The organism is Povalibacter uvarum (assembly GCF_014202975.1).
Taxonomy (GTDB): Bacteria; Pseudomonadota; Gammaproteobacteria; order Steroidobacterales; family Steroidobacteraceae; genus Steroidobacter; species Steroidobacter uvarum.
Genome location: NZ_JACHHZ010000002.1, coordinates 132005 through 149497, shown reverse-complemented (window position 1 = coordinate 149497; position 17493 = coordinate 132005). Strand labels below are relative to the sequence as shown.

Below are 17493 nucleotides of genomic sequence, written 5' to 3'. Positions count from 1 at the left end.
CCCGTTGTCGACGGGAGACTCCCCGCGCTTTGTGTGAAACTGTGCTCACAGGGAGATCGTTGGTCACGACGACTTGCAGCGTGCAGGGGGCGTAAGTCAGCACGCGAGGGCGTCATGAGAACAAATTGAACATGGTCAAAAAGGCCGCCAAGAAAGCCTCGCGGAAAGTGCCGGTGTCGACGCAACCTGCTGCAGCATCGCAGGTGCGGCATGAAGAGCCGACGCGCAAGCACACCATCAACGACATCGCGCGGCTCGCGAACGTTTCCAAGAAAACCGTTTCGCGGGTCATCAACGAATCGCCGTTCGTGCGCGAGGACACGCGCACGCGAATCGCAGAGATCATGCAGCGCGTCGGATACACACCCGATCCGCAGGCGCGCGGTCTTGCGTTCCGGCGCTCGTTCCTCATCGGGCTCATCTACGACAATCCGAATGCGCCGTACGTCATCAACATCCAGGAAGGCGCGCTGGGTGCGCTGCGCCGCCAGGGATACGAGCTCGTCGTGCATCCGTGCGATCGCACGAATGAGAAGTTTCTTTCCGAGATCCGCGAGCTGATCAGCCGCCAGAAGCTCGACGGCGTCATCATGCTGCCGCCGGTGTCGGAGAACTCGGCGCTTGCCGAGATGCTGCAGAAGCTGAATTGCCCGTACGTCCGCGTGCTCGCTGCGCCGCTCGATGAGCCGCAGAACCTCGTGTTGTCGATGGATCGCCAGTCGGCGGCGGAAGTGGCGGAGCATTTGTGGAAGCTCGGCCACAAGCGTATTTCGATGATCATCGGACCGCAGACGTATCGTTCCTCGATCGAGCGACTCACCGGATTTTCCGACGCGCTCGCCGAACGCGGCCTGACGATGCCGCCCGAATTCGTCGTCGAAGGTCTCTACACGTTCGAGTCGGGCGCTGCATGCGCCGAGCTGTTGCTGTCACGCAATCCGCGGCCGACGGCGATCTTCGCCGGTAACGACGAAACGGCTGCGGGCGTCTATCGAACGGCGTACTTGCGCGGACTCAAGATTCCCGATGACCTCACCGTGGTCGGATTCGACGACAGCCCGCTGGCATCGCGGCTGTGTCCGTCATTGACGACGATGCGGCAACCGATCCGCGACATGGGGCGGCTCGCCGCGGAGCGCGTGATGGCGAAGATCGCAGGGCTCGAAGGCCCGCCGCTCACCGCGACGACCTTCTTCCCGCACCTCGTGGTCCGGGAATCTTCCGGCCGCCCAAAGACATAACGGCGGCTCAATCCGGGTGATCGGGGCATGTGAGATCCAGGTCCCTTCCCACGGCAAATGACACCGGTTACCATGCGGACAGGCCCGAGGGGGAAACGTACACTACGGGCCCGCACTGCAGCATCATACCGATGACACGAAAACTCCAACTGCACGAGGATCGGCTGTTCCCGGCTGACCCTGGCGCGCGTGCAATCGCGCGACGGCTCTACGCGCTCGTGCGCGACTTGCCGATCCTGAGTCCCCACGGCCACACCGACCCGCAATGGTTTTCGCGGAATGCTCCGTTCGGCAACGCGACGGAATTGCTGCTGGCGCCGGATCACTATCTCTATCGAATGCTCTATAGCCAGGGCATCGCACTGGCGGATCTCGGTGTGCCTTCACGTGAGGGGCCGTCGAAGGCTGACCCGCGTGCGGCGTGGCGATTGTTCGCTGCCAATCAGCATCTGTTTCGCGGCACACCGTCCGCACTCTGGCTCGACTATGTGTTCGCGAAAGTCTTCGGTTTCGATGTGCGCCTCGATGCGCAAACGGCAGACCGATATTTCGATGAGATCGGCGCGAAGCTCGCGACGCCCGAGTTTCTCCCGCGTGCGCTTTTCGAGCGATTCAATATCGAAGTGATCGCGACCACCGAGTCGCCGATCGACACGCTCGATCATCATCACGAGATCGCCCGTAGCGGTTGGCGTGGTCGTGTGATCACGGCGTATCGCCCCGACGCAGTGATCGATCCAGAGCACGAATCGTTCCGCACCGCGCTCGATCAGTTCAGCGAGATCACGGGCGAGGATACGTATTCGTGGTCCGGTTATCTCAAGGCACATCGCAAACGCCGCGCGCAGTTCGCTGCCGCAGGCGCGACATCGACGGATCACGGGCACATCACTGCGGCGACTGCGGATCTGAGCACTGCGGAAGCAGAGCGCTTGTTCTCGCGTGTGACCACCGGCAACTTCAGCGCTGCCGATGCCGAACTCTTTCGTGCGGCGATGCTCGTCGAGATGGCGCGCATGAGTCTCGATGACGGGCTCGTGATGCAGATCCATCCCGGCGCATTCCGCAATCACAATCGCTGGGTGTTCGATCACTTCGGCCGCGACAAGGGCGCCGATGTGCCGCATCCCACGGAGTACGTGCGCGCTCTCAAGCCGCTGCTCGATCGCTACGGCAACGATCCGCGTCTGAGCGTCATCCTGTTCACGCTGGATGAAACGACCTATAGCCGGGAGCTTGCACCGCTCGCCGGCCACTACCCGGTTCTGAAGCTCGGCCCGTCCTGGTGGTTCCACGACAGCCCGGAAGGAATGCTGCGCTTCCGCGAGTACACGACCGAAACCGCGGGTTTTTACAACACCGTTGGTTTCAACGACGACACGCGCGCTTTCCTGTCGATCCCCGCGCGACACGATCTCGCACGCCGCATGGACTGCGTGTGGCTCGCCCGGCTCGTCTCCGAGCATCGCATCTCCGAAGAGGACGCGGCTGAAGTGGCGGCCGACCTCGCCTATCGCCTGCCGAAGCAGGCCTACAAACTCTGATCAGCCCGAAGGACCCCGACGTGTTCAAGAAGACATATCACGCGACTCACCCCGACATGATGGACGGGGCGAGCAACCAGCAATTGCGCGATCGCTATCTGGTCGAGGGTCTGTTCGCCAGCGACACGCTGACGTTGAACTACACGCACTACGAGCGCTTCGTGATCGGCGCCGCGATGCCTGAAACCAAGGCACTCCGTCTTCCGGATCAGACGGCGCCGGCATCCGCTGCCGGCAAGCCGTTCCTCGAGCGCCGCGAGCTCGGTGTGATCAACATCGGCAAGACCGCTGGCCGCGTGACTGTCGACGGCAAGGCGTATGAGCTTGGATCGAAGGACGGCCTCTACATCCCGATGGGCACGAAGGATGTCGTGTTCGAGTCGGCCGCGGCGGGGCAGGCCGCCAAGTTCTATATCGTTTCGACGCCCGCTCACGCGCGCTTCGAAACGCAGCAGATCTCGATTTCGAAGGCTGTGCCGCTCGAGCGCGGCAGCCTCGAAACGTCGAACGAGCGCACGATCTACCAGTACATCGTTCCGGCGACCTGCAAGTCCTCGCAGTTGCTGCTCGGTCTCACGGTGCTCAAGTCGGGCAGCGTGTGGAACACGATGCCCCCGCACCTGCACGACCGTCGATCCGAGGTCTACTTCTATTTCGATCTCGAAGGCCAGGGCGATCAGTGCGTCATGCACTTCATGGGTCAGCCGGACGACACGCGCAGCATCGTGATCCGCAACGAAGAAGCGGTGATGTCGCCGCCGTGGTCGATCCACATGGGCGCGGGCACCAAGAACTACAGCTTCATCTGGGCGATGGGCGGGGAAAACCTCGACTACACCGACATGAACGTCCTCGACATCTGCCAGTTGAAGTGAGTCCCCAGAGAAACCAATGAGTTCTTCCAACCCCTTTTCGCTGGCAGGCAAAGTCGCTCTGGTAACCGGTGCCAATACCGGCCTGGGGCAGGGCATCGCAATCGCATTGGCGCAGGCAGGCGCGGACGTCGTTGCCGTCGGCCGCTCGAGCGCCACCGACACCGAGCGCGAAGTCAAAGCCCTTGGCCGCAAGTTCCACTCGATCTATGCCGATCTCGAGCGCAGCCACGAGGCTGAGCGCGTCGTCGCGCAGGCCATCGAAGCAACTGGTCAGGTCGACATCCTCGTGAACAATGCGGGCATCATTCGTCGCAACGACGCGCTCGTGTTCACGGAAGCCGACTGGGATGCGGCCCTCGACGTGAACCTGAAGACGCCGTTCTTCCTCGCGCAGGCAGTCGCCCAGTCGATGGTGAAGACCGGCCGCGGCGGCAAGGTCATCAACATCGTTTCCATGCTGTCTTTCCAGGGCGGCATCCGCACGGCCTCGTACACGGCCAGCAAGAGCGGCCTCGCCGGCATCACGCGCCTGCTCGCCAACGAATGGGCATCGCGCGGCATCAACGTGAACGCGATCGCCCCCGGCTACTTCGAGACGAACAACACCACCGCGCTTCGCGCTGACGAACAGCGCAACCGCGACATCCTGGGCCGAATTCCAGCCGGGCGATGGGGAAGGCCGTCCGACCTGGGCGGGGCGGCGGTGTTCTTGAGCTCCGCCGCCTCCGACTATGTCCACGGAACGGTCATCCCTGTGGATGGCGGGTGGCTGGCACGATGAAGCGTCACGGGTCGATTTGACAATAATCGACCCGGGACCGCTGGCGACTGGCCCCTGGCCGCTGGCCCAATCAAAAGGGCCGGCCCTTCCTCTTTCTGGCCAGTAGCCAGTCGCCAGCAGCCCCTTCCGCGCTGGGGGACCCTCCACCCGGCATTCCCTTCTTCCCTCCGCGACGCGCTGCAGAACACAGTTTCCGCCAGCGTTTTCCGCCACTCTCGCGCCCTGATCGCACGCCTTGAGCGAATGTCCCCCGGTCTCTTTGGGAGAACGGAGAGCGAGCGGTGGCGATCCCATTCAAGTTCACAGGCGATATGTCATTCAGCACCACGAGCGGGCGGGTATCCCCTGCACGCAGAGGAACCACGCGGGGTCTATGACGGCGGTCTCGTCAGCGCCTCCCGGCAGTCTGGCCATGCTCGATGCGGTGACGCAGGGCGTGCTGGTCGTGCCTGCGCGCGATTTCGATCGGCCTGCGCATGCCAACAAGGCGTTCCTCCAACTGACCGGCTATGAGCGCGAAGAGGTCCTGGCCAGCCACGTGCTCTCTCTCTGCAGCGACGCGACCGACGCGGACTCGATGCAGCAGTTCCACCAGGCCTTGCGCTCCGCGAGAGCGTGCACTGTCGAGATCGTTCTCGTCGCACGCGATGGTCGTGCGATTCCGGTCCGGGTCGCCGTGCAGCCTTTCGAAGGGTCCGGTGAAACTCCCCACCTCGTCCTGACCTTTGAAGACCTCACCCGCGTGGTCCGCACACGCGAGTCGTTGCGAACGAGCGAAGCGCGCCTTCAAGTCGCGATGGATGCCAGTGCCCTGTCGATGTGGGAATGGAACGTCGAACGCGACGAGGTCTACTACAACGACCACTGGCGCACGTCGCTCGGCGTCGATCCGCAGCAACTGCTCAAGCGGGAGAGTCTGTCGGACCGCTTGATGCTGCCGTCAGATCAGCAGTCGGTGCTCGAGCAGTTCGAACAGCATTTCCACGGCGCTACGCCGCACTTCGAATGCGAGTACTCGCTGGTGACTGCGTCGGGCGAGACAAGATGGTTCGCCGCGAGAGCTGACGTCGTTCGTCGCGATGGGCATGGCAAAGCGCTGCGCATGGTTGGCGTGCTGCGCGACATCACGCGGCGCAAGCGCGACATGCAGCTTGCAGCGGAAGTGCAGGATCGTTGGGAACGCGCAGTCCGCGGTACGTCCGACGGCATGTACGAGTGGAACTTGCTCACCGGCCACGTCTGGTACGCATCGCGGTTCCGGGAAATCATCGGCTACGAGCACGAGGACTTTCCTGACACGTTCAACGCGTTCCAGAACGTGCTGCACGCCGATGACCGCACCCTTGTGCTGCACAAGATCCGCCGTCATCTCGAGAACCAGGTGCAGCTCGATCTGCGCTGCCGCGTGGTTACGCGCAGCGGCTCGGTGCTGTGGTGCCGGATGCGGGGTCAGGCGGATCGCGATGCTGCAGGCCGGCCCCTGCGACTGTCAGGATCGATCAGCGACATCTCCGCGCAGATCGAGGCCGAAGAAGCATTGAGCCGCAGCCAGGATTTCTACGGCACGATTCTCGACTCGCTGCCGCTGTACGTTTCGTACCTCGATCGCGACGAGCGCATCGTGTACGCGAACCGGCAGTTCCAGCAGTTCTTCCGGCTGCCGCTGGCGTCTACCCGCGGCCAGCCCGTGGGCGATGTGATCGGCGAGCGTCGCTACGCGGCCATCGGGCCAAGCTTTCGCGCGGCGCTCGACGGGCGGATGGTGGAATCGCAGGGGCAGTTCCGCAGTCCCGACGGCCAGCTGGTCGATCTCGAAGGCATCTTCGTACCGCACTTCAATGAAGCCGGCGAAGTGCAGGGCTGCTTCGTCGCAGCTCGCGACGTCACCGAGAAGCATCAGCTCGAAGCCGAGCTGCGACAGAGCCAGAAGATGGAGGCGGTCGGCCGGCTGACCGGCGGTATCGCGCACGATTTCAACAATCTCCTCGCTGTCATCGTCGGCAACATGCAGCTGCTGTCACGGTCGCTGCGGGAGAGTCCGCGTCTGCTGCATCAGGCTGAAACGGCAATGAAGGCGGCCATGCGAGGCGCCGATCTCACGCGCCGGCTGCTGGCATTCGCGCGCCAGCAGGTGCTGGAGCCTCGTGTCGTCGACCTCGGCACGCTGATCGGCGGCATGTACGACCTGCTGCGTCGGTCCCTGACCGGCGATATCGAAATCCGCCAGGTCTGCGCGCCGCTGGTGTGGCCGGTGAAGATCGATCCGGGCCAGCTCGAGAACGCGATCCTGAACCTGGTCATCAATGCCCGCGATGCAATGCCTCAGGGCGGCGCGATCATCGTGAGTACGCGCAACGAGATCGTGGGTGCGCAGCCTGTCGAACCTTCGGGTTTCAACGGCGAAGGCTCATTGCAGCCCGGCGAATACGCCGTGCTGGAGGTCCTCGACACCGGGACCGGCATGCCGCCCGACACGCTGAAGCGCGTGTTCGAGCCGTTCTTCACGACCAAGGACGTGGGCAAGGGCAGCGGCCTCGGTCTGCCCATGGTCTATGGCTTCGTGCGCCAGTCCGGCGGGCACGTCCGGATCACCAGCACGGTGGGCAAGGGCACTACAGTGCAATTGTTTCTGCCCCGCTGTCCGGGCGACATTGAAGCCCTCCCGCGCGATGCCGCTCCCTCCTCCGACATGCCGTCAGGCTGGGAAACAATTCTCGTTGTTGAAGACAATGCTGAAGTCCGCTCGACTGCGGTCGATATCCTGAATAGCCTCGGCTATCGGGTGCTGGAGGCGGCCAATGGGTATCAGGCTTTGGAGCAATTCATGCAACATACTGATATCGCGCTGGTCTTTTCGGATGTGATGCTGCCGGGCGGGTTGCCCGGCCCGATGCTGGTGGACAAATTGCGTGAACGACGTCCCGGACTGAAGATCCTGATGACGTCAGCCTTCAGCGAAAGCTCGATCCTTCATCGGGGCATGCTGGACGGCACACTGCAGTTGCTCACCAAGCCGTATCGCGTGGAAGATCTGGCGCGCCAGGTGCGGACGATCCTGGATGAGAATGAGGAGATGAGAAGTGTCCCGGCGTGAGCGCAATCTGCTGCTGGCAGTCGACGATGAAGTCGATTTCCTCGATTTGATCGTCCAGGTCGGCGAAGGCGTCGGCTGCGAAGTCATTACTGCCGACAGCGCGGAAGCCTTCCGTGAACAGCTTTCGCAGCGCCAGCCGGCGCTGATCCTGCTCGATCTGCAGATGCCCGGAATGGATGGCATCGAGGCCCTGCGATACCTCGGACGAATCGGCACGACGGCCGGAATCCTGCTCGCCAGCGGCATGGACCAGCGCGTGATCGTGAGCGCGCGCCAGCTCGGCGATCAGCTCGGGCTCAAGATGCTCGGCACGCTGCAGAAGCCTGCGATGCTCGAGGAAATCGAATCGCTGCTCTCGCGCCACCTCGAACCCGGTGAGCGCCTCACTGTCGATGAGCTGGCCCGGGCAATCGACGAACATGAGCTGGTCGTGCACTACCAGCCCAAGGTCGTTCGTACGAACAACGACTGGCAGGTGCGCACGGCCGAAGCGCTCGTCCGCTGGCGCCACCCGCGTCTGGGATTGCTGCCGCCGGGCGAGTTCCTGCCGATGGCCGAGCGCTCAGGACTGATCGTCGGAGTCACGGACTTCGTGCTGACCGACGCGATTCGCCAGATCGGCCACTGGCGCCAGCGCAACCTCGATCTCGGTGTCGCCGTGAATCTGTCGCCGCGCCTCGTCCAGGACCTGGAGTTCCCGGACCGCCTCGGCCTGATCCTGCGCGAATTCGATGCGACCGCCGAGCAGCTCACGCTCGAAGTGACGGAAGCGGCCTCGCTCGACGATCCGGATCTCGTGATGGACATCTTCACGCGCCTGCGCGTGCGCGGCGTCGGCCTGTCGCTCGACGATTTCGGCACAGGCACGTCTTCGCTGACGCAGCTCTACAAGATGCCGTTCAGTGAAGTGAAGATCGATCGACTGCTGATTTCCGAGATTCCCACGGGCCGCGCCGCCGCAACGGTCGTGCGCGCGATTATCGACCTCGCCCACAACCTTTCGCTGACCGTCTGCGCGGAAGGCGTCGAAACCTCACCCGTGTTCGAAATGCTCGAGCAGGCCGGCTGCGACGCGCTCCAGGGCGACTTCATCGCATCGGCGATGCCCGCCAGCGAGATGGAGCAGTTCATCGATGTGTGGAATGGGGCGGATCACACGCTGGTGCCGGTGGTCAGGAAGAAATAGGGCTCGGGCCCTCTCCTCATCCCCCCACCGCCAACCTCTTCGGCTTCGTCTGCCGCAACAGATGCAGCGGCGCGGAGAGCACGATTCGCGTGCCTTTTCCCGGTTCGTCGAAGTTGATCGTGCCGCCCAGCATGCGCGAGCGGTACTCCATGATCTTGAGGCCCATGCCGGGTCGGCCCTGGGCGAGGCCGGCTGAAAGGCCGATGCCGTCGTCCGTAATCGTGAGCTGCAGTTTGCGGCCGCTCGCGCGCAGATCGATGTCGATCGCTTTGGCGCGCGCATAACGAGCTGCATTCGTCGTCGCCTCTTGCGCGATGCGATACAAGTGCGTCGCCGCGCCTTCTTCGAGATCCGGCAGCTTCTGTCCGCCGTAAGAGAAGCTGCATTGAAGGCTGTACATGTCCGTGCAGCGCGCCGCCAGGTGCTTCAGTGCTTCCGGCAGACCGCCGCGCTCGAGGTTCACGGGCGCGAGACCGCGTGCAAGGGAACGCGTGCTCTGGATCGCATGCGCGAGCAGATCCGTGATCTTCGTGATCTGCGCGGTGTATTGCTGCGCTTCGCGCGACAGCTGCATTTCCAGGCCTTTCAGCAGCAATGACAGTCCGGTCAGTTCCTGGCCGAGACCGTCGTGCAGGTCGCTGCCGAGACGGCGCTGCTCGCGATTCGAGATCTCGAGGATCTCCTGCTCGAGCGCTTTCTGGTTGGTGATCTCACGCACGGTGCACACGAGTCCGTTGACTGTGCCGTGATCTCTCAGAGGCACGTGCGTGAATGTGAACCAGCGGACGGAGCCGTCGGCTGTGATCCACGCGCGTTCCTGATCCGTCAGCGACCGGCCGGTGCGAATGGTGTTCGCCGCCTGCGCCTCGATTTCGACGATCGTCTCTTCCTGCCATACCTCGGAGAGCCGCTTGCCGATCACGTTCTCGCGCTTCTTGCGCAGTGTGTCGAGGAGCGCGCGATTCACTACGGTGAGCCGGCCTTCGGTATCGACCGCGTAGACAATCTCGGGAAGGCTGTCGATGAGCGTGCCAAGCAGCAGGCGTTGTTCTTCCAGCGCGGCCTCAGCCTGACGTCGCTCGCGTCGCTCGCGGGCTTCGGTCAGCGCGCGATTGACCACGGTGGGCAGGCGTTGCAGCCGATCCTTGAGCACGTAGTCGGTGGCGCCGCTCTTCAGTGCTTCGATCGCGCGTTCTTCACCGAGCGAGCCGGAAACGAAGATGAAGGGCACGTCGGGACAGAGCTCGAGAACGAGCTTCAACGCCGCGAGGCCGTCGAACCCGGGCAGCGTGTAGTCCGCGAGTACGAGGTCGGGCTTGTCGCCGGCCTGCAGCGCATCGAGGAACGTGGGTTTGGAGGCAACGTGCGACCACTCGACCTGCACGCCATTGCGTGCCAGCTCGAGCTGGATCAGCTCGGCATCGTTCGGATCGTCCTCGAGCAGAACGAAGCGCAAGGCGGCGGATTCCTTTTTCATGCGTTCGCGATGACCTTCCGCGGGTTTCCGGCCGGCGCCGCCGGTCGGCAACCACGTACCCCCAGGCGATGACGCACAAAGCTATCACTGTGCCGGGACTGTGGAAAATGGGGATTGCCGGCGACTGGTGCAACCCCAGACTGGGGGCGTACGCTGCAGTTGCGCTGGCGAGGGTGCCCCGCGCAATCGAGGCAGTGAGGGAACAACGGACAAACTGAGGGCGTTGCGGAGCAACCATGACGGATCAGACACGCATTGCGATCGTCGACGATCACCCCTTCGTCCGCGAAGGGCTGAAGCAGCTGCTCGCCGGGCAGCCTGATTTCGAGCTGATCGCAGAAGCCTCTTCGGCCGGCGACGCGCGATCGGCGATCGATGGGCGCGAGCCGGACGTGGCCGTGGTCGATCTGGCACTGGGTGCCGACGACGGCGTCGAACTCGTTCGCTGGATCCGTGAAAACCACCCTGACGTCCGCGTGCTGGTGCTCTCCATGCAGGAAGAGGCGCTCTACGCGGAGCGACTCCTGCGACTGGGAGTCAGTGGTTATGTCATGAAGAACGTGGCCGGTACGGATTTCCTCGGCGCGTTGCGCAAGGTTGCCCGCGGCCAGAAGCACGTCAGCGCCGCAATGGGCGAGAGGCTCCTGAGCCAGGTCGCCCGGGGGCGCGTCCCGGGTTCGGACGAAGACCCCGTCTCCGCGCTCACGGAGCGCGAGCTGGAGGTCTTCAAGCTCATTGGGGCCGGTATCAGCACCCGTGAGATCTCCCAGCAGCTCGACCTGTCGATGAAGACCGTGGACGCCCACCGGCGCCACATGCGCGAGAAGCTCAACCTCCGGTCCACGAGCGAGCTGATCCGTTACGCCACGCAATGGGTATCGGGTAAGGGCGGCGAATAGCGCCCGCGAGGGGTATTGCCCCGGCTCGGGGTCCGGGCTGCCACGTAAGTACCCATTCGACACGTACGTGCTTGCCCGCACGAATTGGCCGGCGCTTTCCACGGGCCCCTTCCCAGTCGTCGCCTGAAACGCGATGCAATACCGCCATCCGGGCAAACACGGTCGCGCCACCCCAGACATTAGGGGATTGGCTGATACCCCCTAATGACGGACTACAACAACATGCCTGTCGGTGAAATGCAGCCTAAGTGGCTGTAACGCTTTGCAGTTCGCAGAACCGCGACAGTGTGCTGAGGGCGCTGCGTCGGCCGGCTTTCCGGGCGCTCGCTTCAAGACCGACGACCGCGAGACCCGTGAGCAAGACGACCTTAGCGACTTCCGAAGTGTCAGACGTACCGGCCGATGATCATCAGGCTGAGTTGGCGGCGCGCCTCCAGGGTTCGACGCAGGCACTGCGGGAGTTCATCGGGACCCTGCCCGCGCTGGTGGTGGTACTCGATCGGGACCTGAAGACGCTGTTCGCGAATCGCGGCACAGCGGGCCGCACCGTCGAACAGCTCGAAGGTGCGCATGTCAGCGAGTATCTCCCGACGCATGTGCGGGAACGCGCGCTGACGACGATGCGAGGTGTGCTGGCGACGGGCAAGCCCGACGCGTACACGGGCGAGCTCGAGGATCCACCGGGCCACACGCGGTACTTCGACGTGCGGGTCAGTGCGATCCGTCGCGCGCAGGATGTGATCGGACTCATCGTGCACGGGTCGGAAACGACGCAGCAGGTGCACGCGGAGCGGGTGATCGCGACGCAGTCGCGAATGATCGATTCGATGCTGGAAGGCGTCGCGCTCATCGACGAGCGAGGTGTGATCGATCTGACGAACCCCGCGTTCGATGCGATGTTCGGCTACGTGCGCGGCGAGCTGAACGGACGAGAGATGAGCACGCTCGCGGGCTGGCCGTTCGGACAGCGCGAGCGTTGGCAGATGCTGTCGCATGCAGGCAGCGGGTCGATGACCGTGGAGTTCGATGCACGACGTCGCGACGGTGGTCACTTCGCTGCCGCGGGAGTGTTGTCGGGACTGGATATCGCAGGCCGCGCACTGAGCTTGCTCGTGCTCCAGGACGTGAGCGAGCGCAAGCATTTGGAACGTGCGGTGTTGCAGGCGGTCAATCGAGAGCAGTACCGCATCGGCAACGATCTGCACGATGGGCTGGGTCAGGAACTGACGGGTGTCGCGCTGATGCTGCGCGGACTCGCCGGGCGATTGGCGACGGAATATCCGCCGATATTGCCGGAAATCGAGGGCATCACGCGTCTCGTGAACAACGCGATCGAAAGCACTCGCGCGTTGGCGCGCGGGCTTTCGCCCGTGAATCTCGAACGCGGTGGGCTGCAGGACGCGCTTGAAGGACTTTCGATGCACGCGACAGAACTTTATGGCGTGCCGACCGTCTTTACGCATCGTCTGGGCGGACAGAGCGCGCTCGGTGCGGAGCTCGCGAATCACTTGTATCGCATTGCGCAGGAAGCAGTGCGCAACGCGGTTCGGCATGGAAAGGCGCGGTCAATACGACTGCACCTCACGACCGCGCGCGCTAAGGTGCGGCTGTCGATCACCGACGACGGCGTCGGCATGCCGGAGGACGCACTGGATGCGTCGGGAATGGGTTTGAAGATCATGTGCTATCGCGCCCGCATGCTTGGCGGGGACGTGAGTTTCGAGGAAGCGGAGCCGAGCGGTACGAAGGTCGTGTGCGAATGTCCGCTCGAAACCGCAGCGGGCGTACGTGTCGGCAAGGTGCGCAAATCGCGCGCGCCTCTCTAGCTTCCTCATCACGGATCGTGAGAGCACGATCAGGATGTTCGATTTTGAGTTGAGTGATTGACCAAGCGTAGCTGCAGCGAAGGCTGCCACGCCTTTTCATGGAGTAATGCAATGAGCCTCGGGCCTACACTGTTCAAGACCGTCCACAAGCCGCCGACGAGCGTTCCGAAGGACCGCAAGCGTCGCGTGCTGATCGTGGACGACCATCCCATCGTGCGCCAGGGTCTGCGCCGCCTGATCGAGGCGGAAACAGATCTCGAAGTGTGCGGCGAAACCGAGACGGCTCGCGAAGCGAAGTCGCTGATCCGCGAACTCGAACCCGATGCCGTGATCGTCGATGTGTCGCTCAAGCAGGGCGACGGACTCGAACTCGTCAAGGACGCGCGCGCCCACTATCCGTCGCTGCCGCTGCTCGTGCTGTCGATGCACGACGAGGCGATCTACGCCGAGCGCATGCTGTCGGCCGGCGCGAACGGCTACATCATGAAGCAGGCCGCGTCCGATCAGTTCCTGATCGCACTGCGTCGCGTGCTGGAAGGCGGCATCTACGTGAGCGAAGCCGTCGGCAACAGCATGATCGAGAAGTTCGCATCGGGCGGCGCCTACATTTCCGCCAACCCGATCGACAGCCTGACGAACCGGGAACTGCAGGTTCTGCACATGATCGGTAAGGGTTTGTCCACGCGCCAGACCGCAGAAGCGCTCAACCTGAGCGTGAAAACGGTCGAATCGCACCGCCAGAGAATCAAGCGCAAGCTCTCTTTGCGGACCTCGGCACAGCTTATGCAATATGCCGTGAACTGGTACGCAGGCAGGGAGCCCGGCCCAAAGGCATGATGCCGGGCAGGATAGGGACGTAACTAAAGGGTAGCGGTGAGCTTCCTGCAACCAGTGCTCGAGCCGAGTGTGATCGCAGGGATCATCGCGACCGTCCTGCTCATCGTCGTACCCGCCGTCTGCGCCATCCTCTGGCAACGACGGCGGGTGCGTGATCTGCGAAGGGAACTCATCCGCGCGGGAATCACCATCCGCCGCGACAGCGCCATCGTCGAAGCCTCGGGCGAAGGCGTCCTCGAAGTCGACCACACGGAAGCGGTCCGGTACGCGAATCCAGCGGCCGTCAAACTGCTCGGGTACCAGAGTCCCGACGAAATCCTCGGCAAGAACTACCGACAGCTCATCAACGATTCGGATGAGCGGTCGAGCCGTGTCGTGCGCCGCCGCAGCGGCACCACCGACATCATGACCGGCGTCGGCGCGATGCTCCGTCGCAAAGACGGCAAGCGTCGCCCCGTCGAATACCGCGTCGTCCCGATCACGCCCGAAAGCGGTCCCGGCGGGATGGTGCTGACGTTCCGTGACGTCAGCGAGCGCGTGCGCCTCGACAGTCTGCTCGGCGACATGCAGGCGACTGCACTCGTCGGCGGCTGGGAGATGGACGTTTCCACCCAGCGCATCTTCTGGACCGATTCCGTTTACGCGATTCACGACCTGCCGCTGGGCGCGCCGCTCGACACCGAGCGCTGCCAGTCGTTCTTCGCGCCCGCCGATCGTGCCGAGTTGCAGCGTGTGCTGGCTCACGTCGGGAGCACAGGCGAGATCACCACTCTGCAGCTGCCGCTCACCAGTGCGCGCGGCCGCAATATCTGGGTCCGGCTCATCGTCAAAGCGGATCGCCGCAACGGCGAGGCGATCCGCCTGCACGGCACGATCCAGGACATCACCGATCGCGTCATCGCGGAACGCCAGGTCATCGAGACGCGTGACTTCTACGAGCTGACGCTCAACGCGATGCCGACGCTGGTCATGTACATCAATCGCCAGCGCGTCATCACGTACGTCAACCAGGCGGTGGAAGAGTTCGCGAACCTGCCGCGTGCGCAGTGCATCGGCCGCCCGTTGAACACGCTGTACACGCCCGAAGAGTACGCATTGATTGCCGGACACGTCGACGCGGCGCTGCGAGGCGAAGCGGATACGATCAAGCACGGCACTGCTCGCAACGGTCGCGCACGCGACTGGCAGATGCACCTGGTGCCCGAGTTCGCGCAACGCGCCGATGGAACGAAGGGCGATCCGCGGGGCTTCTTCGCGATCTCTTACGACCTGACCGAGATCAAGCGTCTCGAAGCGCGGCTGCTGCAGGCGCAGAAGATGGAGGCGATCGGCCAGCTGACTGGCGGCATTGCACACGACTTCAACAACCTGCTCGGTGTCGTACTCGGTAACCTGCAGCTCCTCGAGCGCGGCGTGGATGACAACCCGAATCTTGCGCGCAAAGTTCACACCGCTATGCGCGCAGCTATGCGCGGTGCGGATCTCACGAGACGCCTGCTGGCGCTGGCGCGTCGTCAGATTCTCGACCCCAATGTCGTCGATCTGAATCGGCAGCTCACGGGCCTCGCCGACCTCATGCAGCGCACCCTGGGCGAGTCGATCGAAGTACGCATGGTGCAGGCGCACGACCTGTGGCACACCCGTGTCGATGCCGGTCAGTTCGAGAATGCGATCCTCAACCTCGCGATCAATGCACGTGATGCGATGCCTCGCGGCGGCCGGCTCACCGTGAAGACCCAGAACGTGCGCCTCGACGCGAGCTTCACGCTGACGCATCCGCAGATCGAGCCGGGCGAATATGTATCGGTCAGCGTCAGCGACAACGGCGTGGGCATCGAGCCCGAAGTGCTGTCGCGCGTGTTCGAGCCGTTCTTCACGACGAAGGAATCAGGCAAGGGCAGCGGCCTTGGTCTTGCGATGGTGCACGGCTTCACCGAGCAGGCGGGCGGCGTCGCCACGATCGCAAGCGAGCTAGGTCGCGGCACGACCGTGCAGCTCCTGTTGCCGCGCTGTCGCGAAGAACAGGTCGTTCGCGAAGACACGATCATCACGCGCATTGCGCCCACGGGACATGAAACGATCCTGGTGGTCGAGGACGATGCGGATCTGCGCGATACGGTCGTGACTGCATTGACCCAGTTCGGCTATCGCGCGCTCGCTGCGCCGAATGCCGAGCGTGCACTGAACATCCTCAGCGGCTCGGAACACATCGACCTGCTGTTCACCGACGTCATGATGCCCGGCGGCACGCTCGGTCCCGAGCTTGCGCGTCGCGCGCGCGAAATGCGCCCGAATATCGAAGTGCTGTTCACGACCGGTTACGCGGACAGCGCCGTCCTCAGCGGCGGCATCTCCGCGGCCGACGTGATCCACAAGCCCTACAGAAACGAAGAACTGGCCATGCGCGTGCGACATGTGCTCGACCGGGAGATCCGAGTTGCTTGACCTGGCCAACAAGCTGCTGGTGATCGACGATCAGCCAGACCTGTGCGAGTTCATCTCCGAGGCCGCCGCGGCGATGGGATTCGAAGCGCTGGCCGTCACCGATCCGGATGCGTTCCGGCGTGCCGTCCAGGATTTCCAGCCCACCGTCGTGGTGCTCGACCTGCAGATGCCCGGTGCCGACGGTATCGAGTTGCTCCGCTATCTCGGTGAGCGCGGCAGCAAGGCGCACGTGCTCGTTGCCAGCGGCATGGATCAACGCGTTCTCGCGACGGCGCAGCAACTCGGCAAAGCGCAGGGCTTGAACATGCTCGGTGCGTTGCAGAAGCCGATCATGCTTGGCGATCTCGAAGCGACGTTGCGTCGCTGCCTGCGCAGCGACACACCGGTAACGCTCGCTGCGCTGACCAGCGCGCTCGATCAGCGCCAGATCTCCGTTCACTACCAGCCGAAGGCAACGCGAGTCGCGCCCGGCAGCTGGATCGTCGAAGGCGTCGAAGCGCTCGCGCGCTGGGAACATCCCACGCTCGGCATGATTTCACCCGTGAGGTTCATTCCGCTCGCGGAACGCAACGGGCTGATCAAGAAGCTCACCGAACAGGTGCTGGAAGTGTCGCTCGCGCAATGCCGCGAATGGGATGCCGCCGGTCTGCACCTGTCCGTGGCCGTGAATCTTTCCCCGCAGCTGCTGAACGACCTCGCGCTCCCCGACCAGGTCGCGCGAATGGCCGCGCAGATCGGCGCCGACGCGCGCCGGATCATTTTCGAAGTGACTGAAAGCGCGGCGATGTTCGATCCAGGCACGACCATGGATGTGCTCACCCGCATGCGCGTCAAGAATTTCGGCCTGTCGATCGACGACTTCGGCACCGGCTATTCCTCGCTGAAGCAGCTGTATCTCATGCCGTTCAGCGAGCTGAAGATCGATACCTCCTTCGTGCGCGACGTCTTCGCTCACGAGGACGCCCGGACCATGGTCGAAACCATGATCCTGCTGGCCCACAAGCTCCGCCTGACTGCCTGCGCCGAGGGGGTCGAGACCCAGGAGGTCCTCGACTTCCTGGACTCCGTCGGCTGCGATCGCGCCCAGGGCTACTTCATCGGCCGCCCGATGCCGGGACAGGCCCTGGAAGAGGCCGTAAGAGCTTGGAACGCGCGATATAAGACGGCCTGAAGCTACCCGGCCAGATCCGTAATCCCCGCGAAAGCGGGAATCCATGCTTTTCGGGCAGGATGCATTCCGCTTTCGCGGGAATGACGGATCCCTTCCAACCTTCCGCCTCCCCCCCGC

General features: G+C 63.6%; 12 protein-coding genes. 11 read left to right on the top strand and 1 reads right to left on the bottom strand.

Features of this window, described 5'->3' with window-relative positions:
- Positions 1–131 precede the first annotated feature (131 nt).
- From HNQ60_RS06910 to HNQ60_RS06885, 6 genes are all read left to right on the top strand, one after another.
- Positions 132–1241 carry a LacI family DNA-binding transcriptional regulator gene (locus tag HNQ60_RS06910; protein ID WP_184331793.1) on the top strand — a complete coding sequence of 370 codons (1110 nt, stop codon included), beginning with the start codon at positions 132–134 and terminating at the stop codon, positions 1239–1241.
- Between the two features lie 131 nt (positions 1242–1372).
- Positions 1373–2785 (top strand): glucuronate isomerase, encoded by a 1413-nt coding sequence (gene uxaC, locus HNQ60_RS06905; RefSeq protein ID WP_184330315.1) that lies wholly within the window; start codon positions 1373–1375, stop codon positions 2783–2785.
- Positions 2786–2805: 20 nt separating this feature from the next.
- Positions 2806–3660 (top strand): 5-dehydro-4-deoxy-D-glucuronate isomerase, encoded by an 855-nt coding sequence (gene kduI / locus HNQ60_RS06900; RefSeq protein ID WP_184330314.1) that lies wholly within the window; start codon positions 2806–2808, stop codon positions 3658–3660.
- A 16-nt stretch (positions 3661–3676) separates the two neighbouring features.
- Positions 3677–4441, top strand: coding sequence for a 2-dehydro-3-deoxy-D-gluconate 5-dehydrogenase KduD (kduD, locus tag HNQ60_RS06895; RefSeq protein WP_184330313.1), 765 nt, complete (start codon positions 3677–3679; stop codon positions 4439–4441).
- Between the two features lie 373 nt (positions 4442–4814).
- Positions 4815–7535: a hybrid sensor histidine kinase/response regulator gene (locus tag HNQ60_RS06890; protein WP_184330312.1), complete on the top strand. Its 2721-nt coding sequence runs from the start codon at positions 4815–4817 to the stop codon at positions 7533–7535.
- Positions 7522–8721 carry an EAL domain-containing protein gene (locus tag HNQ60_RS06885; RefSeq protein WP_184330311.1) on the top strand — a complete coding sequence of 400 codons (1200 nt, stop codon included), beginning with the start codon at positions 7522–7524 and terminating at the stop codon, positions 8719–8721. Before HNQ60_RS06890 ends, HNQ60_RS06885 begins: the two co-directional genes overlap by 14 nt.
- A gap of 16 nt (positions 8722–8737) precedes the next feature.
- Here HNQ60_RS06885 and HNQ60_RS06880 read toward each other — a convergent pair whose 3' ends face one another.
- Positions 8738–10198: a hybrid sensor histidine kinase/response regulator gene (locus tag HNQ60_RS06880; RefSeq protein WP_184330310.1), complete on the bottom strand. Its 1461-nt coding sequence runs from the start codon at positions 10196–10198 to the stop codon at positions 8738–8740.
- Between the two features lie 236 nt (positions 10199–10434).
- Here HNQ60_RS06880 and HNQ60_RS06875 point away from each other — a divergent pair, with 236 nt between their 5' ends.
- From HNQ60_RS06875 to HNQ60_RS06855, 5 genes are all read left to right on the top strand, one after another.
- The gene (locus HNQ60_RS06875) at positions 10435–11097 is read left to right on the top strand and encodes a response regulator (protein WP_184330309.1); all 663 of its coding nucleotides are present in this window, start codon (positions 10435–10437) and stop codon (positions 11095–11097) included.
- Positions 11098–11450: 353 nt separating this feature from the next.
- Entirely contained in the window at positions 11451–12923 is a 1473-nt protein-coding gene (locus tag HNQ60_RS06870; protein ID WP_184330308.1) for a PAS domain-containing sensor histidine kinase, read from the top strand.
- Between the two features lie 111 nt (positions 12924–13034).
- Positions 13035–13760 (top strand): response regulator, encoded by a 726-nt coding sequence (locus HNQ60_RS06865; RefSeq protein WP_184330307.1) that lies wholly within the window; start codon positions 13035–13037, stop codon positions 13758–13760.
- A 36-nt stretch (positions 13761–13796) separates the two neighbouring features.
- Positions 13797–16205 (top strand): hybrid sensor histidine kinase/response regulator, encoded by a 2409-nt coding sequence (locus HNQ60_RS06860; RefSeq protein WP_184330306.1) that lies wholly within the window; start codon positions 13797–13799, stop codon positions 16203–16205.
- Positions 16198–17376 (top strand): EAL domain-containing response regulator, encoded by a 1179-nt coding sequence (locus tag HNQ60_RS06855; protein WP_184330305.1) that lies wholly within the window; start codon positions 16198–16200, stop codon positions 17374–17376. The genes HNQ60_RS06860 and HNQ60_RS06855 overlap by 8 nt, the downstream gene beginning before the upstream one ends.
- The last annotated feature ends 117 nt before the right edge of the window (positions 17377–17493 follow it).

Excerpts from the sequence above, each read along its gene's own strand:
- HNQ60_RS06910 (WP_184331793.1), top strand. The coding sequence starts at position 132 with ATGGTCAAAAAGGCCGCCAAGAAAGCCTCGCGGAAAGTGCCGGTGTCG.
- uxaC (WP_184330315.1), top strand. The coding sequence starts at position 1,373 with ATGACACGAAAACTCCAACTGCACGAGGATCGGCTGTTCCCGGCTGAC.
- kduD (WP_184330313.1), top strand. The coding sequence starts at position 3,677 with ATGAGTTCTTCCAACCCCTTTTCGCTGGCAGGCAAAGTCGCTCTGGTA.
- HNQ60_RS06890 (WP_184330312.1), top strand. The coding sequence starts at position 4,815 with ATGACGGCGGTCTCGTCAGCGCCTCCCGGCAGTCTGGCCATGCTCGAT.
- HNQ60_RS06880 (WP_184330310.1), bottom strand. The coding sequence starts at position 10,198 with ATGAAAAAGGAATCCGCCGCCTTGCGCTTCGTTCTGCTCGAGGACGAT.
- HNQ60_RS06875 (WP_184330309.1), top strand. The coding sequence starts at position 10,435 with ATGACGGATCAGACACGCATTGCGATCGTCGACGATCACCCCTTCGTC.
- HNQ60_RS06865 (WP_184330307.1), top strand. The coding sequence starts at position 13,035 with ATGAGCCTCGGGCCTACACTGTTCAAGACCGTCCACAAGCCGCCGACG.